This window comes from Acinetobacter sp. YH12219, from assembly GCF_013417875.1.
GTDB classification, from domain to species: Bacteria; Pseudomonadota; Gammaproteobacteria; order Pseudomonadales; family Moraxellaceae; genus Acinetobacter; species Acinetobacter amyesii.
In genome coordinates this window covers 1-8,912 of the sequence record NZ_VPDC01000041.1, presented here as the reverse complement: position 1 = coordinate 8,912, position 8,912 = coordinate 1, and the positions used below count along the sequence as shown (strand labels likewise).

The 8,912-nt window shown below is 38.0% G+C and carries 10 protein-coding genes; 5 read left to right on the top strand and 5 right to left on the bottom strand.

The features are described from left to right. The first annotated feature begins 110 nt into the window (after window positions 1-110). The gene (locus FTV04_RS16080) at window positions 111-344 is read left to right on the top strand and encodes a DUF4177 domain-containing protein (RefSeq protein ID WP_218949949.1); all 234 of its coding nucleotides are present in this window, start codon (window positions 111-113) and stop codon (window positions 342-344) included. Next, window positions 341-553: a hypothetical protein gene (locus tag FTV04_RS16075; protein ID WP_168378640.1), complete on the top strand. Its 213-nt coding sequence runs from the start codon at window positions 341-343 to the stop codon at window positions 551-553. Before FTV04_RS16080 ends, FTV04_RS16075 begins: the two co-directional genes overlap by 4 nt. A gap of 85 nt (window positions 554-638) precedes the next feature. Here the strand turns inward: FTV04_RS16075 and FTV04_RS16070 are convergent, their stop codons facing one another. Together FTV04_RS16070 and FTV04_RS16065 are read right to left on the bottom strand one after the other, a co-directional pair. Then, window positions 639-1,124, bottom strand: a complete 486-nt coding sequence (locus FTV04_RS16070; protein ID WP_078188537.1) for an Lrp/AsnC family transcriptional regulator — start codon at window positions 1,122-1,124, stop codon at window positions 639-641. 216 nt (window positions 1,125-1,340) lie between these two features. Further along, window positions 1,341-2,201 carry an alpha/beta fold hydrolase gene (locus FTV04_RS16065; RefSeq protein ID WP_180007848.1) on the bottom strand — a complete coding sequence of 287 codons (861 nt, stop codon included), beginning with the start codon at window positions 2,199-2,201 and terminating at the stop codon, window positions 1,341-1,343. 173 nt (window positions 2,202-2,374) lie between these two features. Here FTV04_RS16065 and FTV04_RS16060 point away from each other — a divergent pair, with 173 nt between their 5' ends. Continuing rightward, complete coding sequence (locus FTV04_RS16060; RefSeq protein WP_180007847.1) at window positions 2,375-2,836, top strand: hypothetical protein; 462 nt, start codon at window positions 2,375-2,377, stop codon at window positions 2,834-2,836. A 272-nt stretch (window positions 2,837-3,108) separates the two neighbouring features. Here FTV04_RS16060 and FTV04_RS16055 read toward each other — a convergent pair whose 3' ends face one another. Together FTV04_RS16055 and brnQ are read right to left on the bottom strand one after the other, a co-directional pair. Continuing rightward, window positions 3,109-3,345, bottom strand: coding sequence for a hypothetical protein (locus FTV04_RS16055; protein ID WP_180090365.1), 237 nt, complete (start codon window positions 3,343-3,345; stop codon window positions 3,109-3,111). 561 nt (window positions 3,346-3,906) lie between these two features. Further along, window positions 3,907-5,199 carry a branched-chain amino acid transport system II carrier protein gene (brnQ, locus tag FTV04_RS16050; RefSeq protein ID WP_180007846.1) on the bottom strand — a complete coding sequence of 431 codons (1,293 nt, stop codon included), beginning with the start codon at window positions 5,197-5,199 and terminating at the stop codon, window positions 3,907-3,909. Window positions 5,200-5,548: 349 nt separating this feature from the next. Here brnQ and map point away from each other — a divergent pair, with 349 nt between their 5' ends. Then, complete coding sequence (gene map, locus FTV04_RS16045; RefSeq protein ID WP_168378636.1) at window positions 5,549-6,343, top strand: type I methionyl aminopeptidase; 795 nt, start codon at window positions 5,549-5,551, stop codon at window positions 6,341-6,343. Window positions 6,344-6,662: 319 nt separating this feature from the next. Here the strand turns inward: map and FTV04_RS16040 are convergent, their stop codons facing one another. Continuing rightward, window positions 6,663-7,577 (bottom strand): LysR substrate-binding domain-containing protein, encoded by a 915-nt coding sequence (locus tag FTV04_RS16040; RefSeq protein WP_078188531.1) that lies wholly within the window; start codon window positions 7,575-7,577, stop codon window positions 6,663-6,665. A 279-nt stretch (window positions 7,578-7,856) separates the two neighbouring features. On the opposite strand from FTV04_RS16040, the gene FTV04_RS16035 reads away from it, so the two are divergent. Further along, a complete protein-coding gene (locus FTV04_RS16035; protein WP_180059718.1) occupies window positions 7,857-8,768 on the top strand; it encodes a LysR family transcriptional regulator in 912 nt (303 codons plus the stop codon). Window positions 8,769-8,912 lie beyond the last annotated feature (144 nt).

Here is an 8,912-nt window from a genome sequence, read left to right as displayed (position 1 = left end):
GCAAGTAACTTGGACCAGTGTTGATCATTTAGCATTGTTCGAGGCATAGCGAGTGTAAAATTGGGTTTGGCGATTTAATTTTACTATCTCGCTATTTTTTTAATCAACAAATGTCAACAGACCCTATATTGATGAAAGAATATAAAGTTGTTATCTATCAAGAAGGCATGCTGGGATCTTTACTGCTTGGCTCTTCAAAAGTTGATCCTGTTAAATTCACCAATTTTTTAAATCAAAATGCGCAGCAAGGTTGGGCGGTGATTACGATGGAAAAAGATATCCGCCGTATGCTACTTTTTTGGAAGCGTGAAGCTTATGTAGTTGTTTTGGAGAGAGAAATATGAAATATGGTGTCTTTAGCGCACTTATTATTTCAGTTTTATGGGGGTTATTAGCCATCGCTCAGTTGTGGTTTGAGTTGCTCAGTGTCGAAGTATTTACCAAAATAACCGTCACTGTGGCGATTCTAGAAGCCATCATTATTATCGCAACATTGGTCATACGTGAGTATTTGACAGATAAAAAATTGAAAAAAGATGGCTTTATAGATTAGACCGCATAAATAGGGCGATTGAGTGCTGAACTCAATTGCCCTTAAATTTTAAAGTCATCTTATAGATTAAATCTATATTGGCTCATTACTCAATCATCATAAGGTCAGCACTGCTGGCAGATTTTAATTGTCGTAGCGCAAAAATAGAGCGTGTATGGCGTATACCTTTCATAGAATATAAGTTTTTACGCAAAAAACGCTCATAGTGTTCAGCATTTTTAACCGCAACTTTCACTAAATAATCGTAATCGCCAGTGACTAAATGTGCCTCTACCACTTCTGGCATATTGGCTAAAGTTTCACTAAATTGATCTAAAATTTCATCATCGTGACGTTCTAATGTGATTTCAATAAAGAATAATTCATTGATCCCAATCGATTTTGGATTGATGTTGGCTGTATAACCATCGATAATTTTTAAATTTTCTAGACGTTTTAAGCGTGTCCAACATGGCGAAGAGGAGAGACCAACACGTTCAGAAAGCTGGGCTATGGTGAGTCGTCCATCTTCTCTTAATGCGGATAATATTAAACGATCAATTCTGTCGAGGTTGTGTCGTGCTTCACTCATGCCAAAATAGAATATAATTGAGAAAAAATAGTTATATCATTTTTTGCAATGGTCGGCTGAAGAAAATTAGCACACTCGGACTTGCAATGCAGATTTTAAAGATAGAAAAATAAATTATGTAAGGTGTTAGGCAGGGTGATTGAAGCTAAAAATAGAAAATCTTGTGCAGATTATAAAAAGACCACTCAGCCGGATTACTGACTGAGTGGCAAAAACTTAAGCGTGTAACTGTTGTTCAATGATCGGCCATAGGTTTTGATGTGACGATTTAAACATCAACATATGTCCGATGGCTTTATGACCTGTTTCTTTCGGTTTTAACTCAATCATTTGAGTCGAAGCATTCGGGTATAAGCGCAGCAAGTCTTTGACATTGGCTTCCGTGGCGATTTCGTCATCAGAGCTCCATACGGCAGTGATCGGACAGCTCACCTGTTGATGAAAATCATGCTGAACAGTTTTGCCTAAGGCGTTGATGACATAACCGGGTTTGCTACAAAATTCAGCCCATTCACGAGCAACATCTTTTGGCAAATTTTCACCCATGCCAATCGCATTAGTCGGGCCATAGCCAATGGTATAGCGTGCAATCGGGAAGATCACATTAAACATCACTGGAGCTAAAAGCTTGGTGCGACCTTTAAGATCTTTGACATGACCTGTAGAGCCAGAAACAGCAACCACTTTGGCAACTTTGTCATAATTTGGCACGATACCTAATAATTGTCCGCCTGCGCTATGACCGAGTAATATGACTTTAGGTGCCTGCGTTTTACTGATCAAAGCGTCGATTGCCGCAGGGATATCTAGCTGCCCCCATTGCACAATACTTGCTGTCGATTGTTTTAAAGGGCTGTGTAGCGACTCACCAATACCACGAAAATCGAAAACTAAAACGTCATAGCCTTGTTGGCTCAACCATGTTGCATAGCTATTATAAAATTGCTTGGTAATGCCTGTGGCTGGACAAATCAACACAGGTAAAGCCTGTTTGAGCTCTGTCTGGTGCGGATAAAAGCGCGCACTCAGTGAATAGCCGTCTTGGCAATGAATCGTGAGTTTTTCAGATGATGACATGATTCAAACTTCATGGGTGTGTTCCGATGTCACTAATTTACACAAGTTCCAAAAAGAAACCTGAAAAGAGTATGACTCTAAAGTCATGCCATAACAGGTTTGAAGCAAGTACTATTGCAGAAGAAATACAGATAAAAATAATGCGTATAATTGAACAATGGATGTAAATTAAAATGGACATGCTTCAACTTTCGAGTGCAGTAAAAATTGCGATAGTTTTTAGTGGGATTTATTTATGGGTAGGTATGCTCACAGGTGTGTGGAAATATGCACAAATAAGGCAGTCTGAACTGGCACGTGCGCATTATTATGTAGATATCGCACATCGGAGCAGTTTGTTATACGCCCCAGCGACGCTTATTTTAGCGGTATTGGCCTATTTTTCAGCACTTCCACATACACTCAATTTACTCTTTGTAATCATCAATTTGTTCTTTTTTAGCTTTTCGATTTTAAGCTATGTGCTGCATGGCTTTTTAGCTGATACCACCAATCAATTTAAAGTACCGCACGTCTTAGGCAAATGGCATTTACCTAAATGGATGATGAGTATGGCAATGCTTGGATTGGTGATAGGCGAGTTAATTGCAACACTCGGATTGCTCTTCGGAGTCATCGTTAAATTTTGGTTTTAAACAAAGCAATATCAATTAGAAATGGTTTGCATGAGATTGGAAGCTAATCAAGAACTAAAAGCTTTTAAAGTGCAGACGATGGCTATGTAGAAGAATTTATAAAACAAAATTTGAAGTTAAATAGAATCGAAAATTCATGAGAAAAGGCTGATGATTTTCTGGTTATTTTAGGGATTATTTGTATTGTTTTTTAAAATGGATTGAATGATCGAGAAGGTGGGGGTGGCATCTTTCTTTTTTCAAGATGGATGATGCCTCATCCATCTTCTAACTTAAAATTCTGTTGATTTTTGCTTTCGATATTTGTGGTCAATGACTGCCCATAAATAAAAGGCTACAGAGACAATAAGCGCATAAGCAAAATATTCAGGTCTTAAATTTCCTTGTATTAAGCCTTGAATAAGTAGTGTCAGCATGAGAGCAATAGTGGTGCTTATATAGGTCACCATGTTCTTATTTGCCTTCAGAGCGTTAATGAAGAATTGCTTTTTGAAATGTACTGATAACATCTCCACCCCTCCTTGTTGTTGTTTAGCCAAAACCCATGATTTTGGTCATGGTTTGAACTACTGTTGTACTTCGAAACTAGAAGTATTTCAATAGCAAATGTCATTATTTTGTCATAAAACTATGTTAGATCATCGTATAAGAATAATCATTTTATTCATATACTAAATATTATGAATCTAAAGGTGTTGACTGGTGAGTAAAATGGTCGATGCATAATATCTATGTATGAATAAGCAATATATATACCAACACGGGTATATCGGCTTTATGACACGAAACCGCCTAGCTTACAGTCTGAATCGGGCTTAATCATGGAGTTTGTGTACGGTGTATTTTGCAGAAAGTAGTTGTATTTTAACTATTATTATATTTTGTAGCCAAAGGGCTGGATTTTTTTCTCATCATGAAAATAAAACTTTATTAAAAAAAGTTCAATGACTTAGGATTTTTGCGCTGTAGTAGGACAAATAAAAGTCAGTTTGGGTAAAACTCGACAATTATTGGTCACAGGTAAAATCGTCATTCGGGTAAAACTCCGATTTTAGACAGGTCAAAAAAGGTTACTTTTTAACTTTGTCAATTACAGCAGCAATAATCAGCACAATCACAGAAGGGATCAGCCATGCTAAATTTTGTTGAGCAAGCGGTAGATTGGCAATAAAGCTTGGAAGCGCATCTTCGAAACCAGCTACTTTTAAACCATCAAAAATACCGAAAATAAACGCACAAGCGGTAACAGGAGCAATAACTCGTGATGGTGAAATAAACCATTTAGAGCAGAAGCTAAGTAGGATAACTGCAATCGCAGGTGGATAAATTGCACTTAAAACAGGCACTGAAACTGCAATGAGTTTGGTTAAACCTAAGTTTGAAATCAGCAGTGAGAAACCAACTAAAATGAACACAAAAACTTTGTATGGAATTTTAGTCAATTCTGAGAAATATTCAGCACATGCGCAGGTCAAGCCAATCGCGGTAACCATACATGCAACAAAGATCATTGCAGATAGGAAATAAGCGCCCATATCACCAAATGCATGTTGTACATATGCATGCAGGATCACTGCACCATTTGTTGCATTTGGAGCAATATCATGGCTGCCCATACCGAGTTTGAACAAGCTGATATAAACCAGTGTAAGTCCAATACCTGAAATAATACTGGCAATGACAGCATACTTGGTGACGAGCTTACTATCCGTTACACCACGTGAAGTAATGGCTTTTACGATCACGATACCAAAAACTAAAGCACCTAAAGTATCCATGGTTAAATAACCATTGACCACACCTTCAGAAACTGGTGCAGCCACGTAGTTACCAATTGCAGGCGGAATTACACCAGCAGGGATAAAGAACGCAGAGATACCCAGTACAATGAGACCTAAGATCTTGAGCGGTGAAAGGAAATAACCCACAGTATCCAAAATTTTGTTTGGATAAAGTGAAACAATGGTCACTAATGCAAAATAAATCACGCTATAAATTAGCAGACTGTTTGCGCCGTTACCAAAATAAGAAGAGAAACCAATTTCATATGAAACGGTAGCTGTACGAGGTGTTGCAAATAAAGGTCCAACAGCTAAGTAACACGCGACAGTAAGGATAATGCTGGCTGCTTTACCCAAAGGTGAACTTAAAACTTGAATAGAACCCTCAACACGCGACAAAGCAATAATCGTGATGACAGGTAGACCAACTGCGGTGATTAAGAAACCAAATGCAGCTAACCAAACATGTTCACCCGCTTGCTGTGCGACAATTGGTGGGAAAATAATGTTACCTGCACCAATAAACAGTGCAAAGGTCATAAAACCTAAGGCAACAATATCCCGTGTACGAAGACTTGTCATAAAGGGGAGATGAACTGTGAAAAAAGGCAATTTTAGTGCAATTAAGCTCGTTTTTGGAGCAAAATTTATAAATCGTATAGATAGTTTTTATAATACGAATCATGAATATATTGACAGATAAAATAATGTTTTATTTATATTTATGATAAATAAAAGAAATTTATTGTATATAAATTTTTTATAGAAATATGTTTAGCGATTAAGATTTATCAGATATAAATCAATTGTTCTAATTTTCAGCACTAAATAGGATGCTATAAGCCGAATAAATGCAGAAATATTGGCTGAATAAAACAAAAAAAATCTAAAAGGTCTATAATTCGGTGTATTCAAATTTGAGGATATTCAGATGAAAGCTTCCAAAATCACGATTAAAACCGAGCAAGATATTGAAAAATTACGCATTTCAGGTCGTTTAGCTGCTCAGGTTTTAGAGATGATCGGGGAGTATGTCAAGCCGGGCGTGACCACTGAATATCTAGACGATATCTGTAATGATTTTATCGTCAACACACTTAAAGTGATTCCTGCCAACGTTGGCTACTATGGCTATACCAAAACCACCTGTATTTCACCGAATGAAGTGGTTTGTCATGGTATTCCTTCGAAAGAAACTGTATTGAAAGATGGTGACATTATCAATATTGATGTTGCCATCATTAAAGATGGTTATTTTGGTGATACCAGTCGTATGTACTATGTGGGTGAGGTTTCGCCTGCGGCTAAAAAGTTAGTGGAAACTACCTACGAAGCCATGGTTGCAGGGATTCATGCAGTTAAACCGGGAGCAACTTTGGGGGATGTAGGCTATGCCATTCAACAAGTTGCTCATCGTGAAGGCTACAGCATAGTACGTGAATACTGTGGTCACGGAATTGGTAAGGTTTATCATGAGCAACCGAGCGTTTTACACTATGGTCAACCGGGTCAAGGTGTGATTCTGAAAAAAGGCATGGTCTTTACCATTGAACCGATGATTAACAGCGGTAAAGCGCGAACTAAAGAGTTAAAAGATGGCTGGACAGTGATTACTGCAGACCGCTCTTTATCTGCACAGTGGGAACATATGGTGGTTGTAACCGATAGTGGTTTTGAGTTGCTATCTCCATGGCCAGAAGGTACAGGTACATATCCTGCAATCTAAGCTAAATCGCGAATTTAATCCTGAATCTGCTGTATCTAAATGATTGAAGTTAAATTAAATTATACATGTGTATAATTTTTGACTTTAGTCTAATAATTTGTAGTGTGTATGAACGTTATAGGTTTTAAGACTAAGAGGTTTTGTCTATAGCTTAATTTATAAGGCTTTGCTTATAACTCTGAAAATCAGTTAGAGCTATTAACGATTTAATAAAGATGTATTTTATTTATATAATATGATTACAGATTCTGCTGTAGTTTCTGATTTTCTTAGTTTTTAAGTTTTCGCTTACCCATCACATGGGTACGCTTTTTTTTGCCTAAAATTTAGCGTGTTCATGTTGGCTGAGTTTTTCAACTAAGTAATCAATGAATACTCGTACAGCAGGTAATAAGCCACGACGAGATGGATAAACAGCATGGAATATACCATGTGCAGCTTTCCATTCAGGTAACACACGAACCAAAGCACCTGATTTCACATGGTCGGACACAATACTGTCGGGCAATAACACCACGCCACAATCTTGGCAGGCTAGCGCAGCTAACATAGACAGGTCAGAGCCCATTACCGTTGGGTTGACTTTAATTTTTTTCTGATGATGCTGTGCATCGGTCACAATAATATGTTGATCGAGATGCTCATCCGCCATACTTAAAATTTGATGCTGTGATAAATCTTCGGGCTGTTTGAGTTCACCAAATTTATTTAGATAGGCCTGACTGGCAAATAAGTGCTGCTCAATCGTTTCAAATTTACGAATAACTAAGTTCGGGTCATCGTCTAGATTTGAACGGACACGTAGCGCGAGATCGAAGCCTTCATTTATGATATCTACGCGGCGATTGGTAACCATCATTTGCACTTTAATTTCTGGATATTGCTTTAAAAATTCAGGCAATATTTTGGTCATTTCATTTTGCGCGATGGAAACAGGTAAGCTGACTTTAATTAAGCCGCGCGGCTGTGTACTTAGATGATCAACCAAATCGTGTGCGGCTTGAGCGGCATTCATCATGACTTGTGCATGACGATAGATGTTCATACCAATATCTGTAACAGCAAAATGCCGTGAGCTACGCTGAATTAGTCGGACACCTAAACGTTCTTCTAAGTTATAGACCCGACGACTCAGTTTTGATTTTGGAATATCTGTTGCACGTTCGGCTGCACTAAAACCACCATGTTCGACCACTTGGGCAAAACAATAAAAATCATCTAGATCACTCAGCACTGTTCTTATTCCATATTTGCAACGATTTTGCTAATTAACTTGAATTGTTTCATGAAGTCAATCACGTTTTGTAGTTTTTCATGTGAGAAGATTGAGCAAAATTGCCAAGACTAAAGTCGGGTTAACCTTGTAATCGTTTCACATTAGCATGACCAAACAATAAATGTGGTGTATACATCTTTTAAATAACCGAATTTGAAGGATGTGATTTGAGTGTCGTCCTGATATATTCAAATAAAAGACCATTATGAAAGAAATTCGACATTAAAGGACAATGTCATGGAATTAAGACATTTACGTTACTTTGTCGCCGTTGTAGAAGAACAGAGTTTTACGAAGGCTGCTGAAAAGCTATTTATTGCTCAACCTCCTCTAAGTCGTCAAATTCAAAATTTAGAAGAAGAGTTGGGGGCACAGCTTTTTGAGCGTGGCAGCCGTCCTTTAAGAACCACCACCATTGGCCGTTTTTTTTATCAGCAAGCTGTGAAATTACTTTCCAATGCAGAAGAAATTAAGCTCATTACGCAGCGGGCCAGTGCCACTGAACGTACTATTAATATTGGGTATGGCGGTTCGTTACTCTGTGGTTTATTACCTCGAATTGTTTATTTGTTCCGTCAGCAATATCCACACTTAAATGTAAATTTAATTGAACTGAGTGCAGTCGATCAAATTCAGGCTTTAAAAGAAGGTCGGGTTGATGCATGTTTTAGCCGAGTTCGTGTGTCGGATCAGGCGGTTAAACGTGTGCTATTGCGAGAAGAGCCGCTAATTGTTGCGGTGCATTCAAGCCATCCTTTATCTTTACAGCAGCAGATTGCATTAAATAATCTCAAAGATGAGCAGATTTTTATCTATCCTGCAACGGATGGTCAAAGTTATGCAACGCTGATCAAGTCGTTGTTTTTAGAATATGGTATGGAGCCGAAACGCTTTAACACTCAAGCAGATTTGCAGCAATCACTAGGCATGGTTGCCGCAGGCGAAGGCATTTGTATTGTTCCTGAATCTGTACAAATTATGCAGTTTAGGCATGTGAATTATGTGAAATTGTCGGATAGTGCGGCCATTAGCCAAATTTACTTGATCGTGCGGAATGATGATGAAGGGGAGTTGGCGCGTCCTTTATTTGACTGCGTTTACCAAGTATATGATTTGGAAGCAATTGAATACGATCGTCGGGTTTTCTAGTGCTTATTTTAAAAAGTAATAGGGTCTGTTGACATTTGTTGATTAAAAAAATAGCGAGATAGTAAAATTAAATCGCCAAACCCAATTTTACACTCGCTATGCCTCGAACAATGCTAAATGATCAACACTGGTCCAAGTTACTTG

Coding starts and splice junctions, on each gene's coding strand:
- FTV04_RS16080 (WP_218949949.1), top strand. CDS start 111: ATGTCAACAGACCCTATATTGATGAAAGAATATAAAGTTGTTATCTAT.
- FTV04_RS16075 (WP_168378640.1), top strand. CDS start 341: ATGAAATATGGTGTCTTTAGCGCACTTATTATTTCAGTTTTATGGGGG.
- FTV04_RS16070 (WP_078188537.1), bottom strand. CDS start 1,124: ATGAGTGAAGCACGACACAACCTCGACAGAATTGATCGTTTAATATTA.
- FTV04_RS16065 (WP_180007848.1), bottom strand. CDS start 2,201: ATGTCATCATCTGAAAAACTCACGATTCATTGCCAAGACGGCTATTCA.
- FTV04_RS16060 (WP_180007847.1), top strand. CDS start 2,375: ATGGACATGCTTCAACTTTCGAGTGCAGTAAAAATTGCGATAGTTTTT.
- FTV04_RS16055 (WP_180090365.1), bottom strand. CDS start 3,345: ATGTTATCAGTACATTTCAAAAAGCAATTCTTCATTAACGCTCTGAAG.
- brnQ (WP_180007846.1), bottom strand. CDS start 5,199: ATGACAAGTCTTCGTACACGGGATATTGTTGCCTTAGGTTTTATGACC.
- map (WP_168378636.1), top strand. CDS start 5,549: ATGAAAGCTTCCAAAATCACGATTAAAACCGAGCAAGATATTGAAAAA.
- FTV04_RS16035 (WP_180059718.1), top strand. CDS start 7,857: ATGGAATTAAGACATTTACGTTACTTTGTCGCCGTTGTAGAAGAACAG.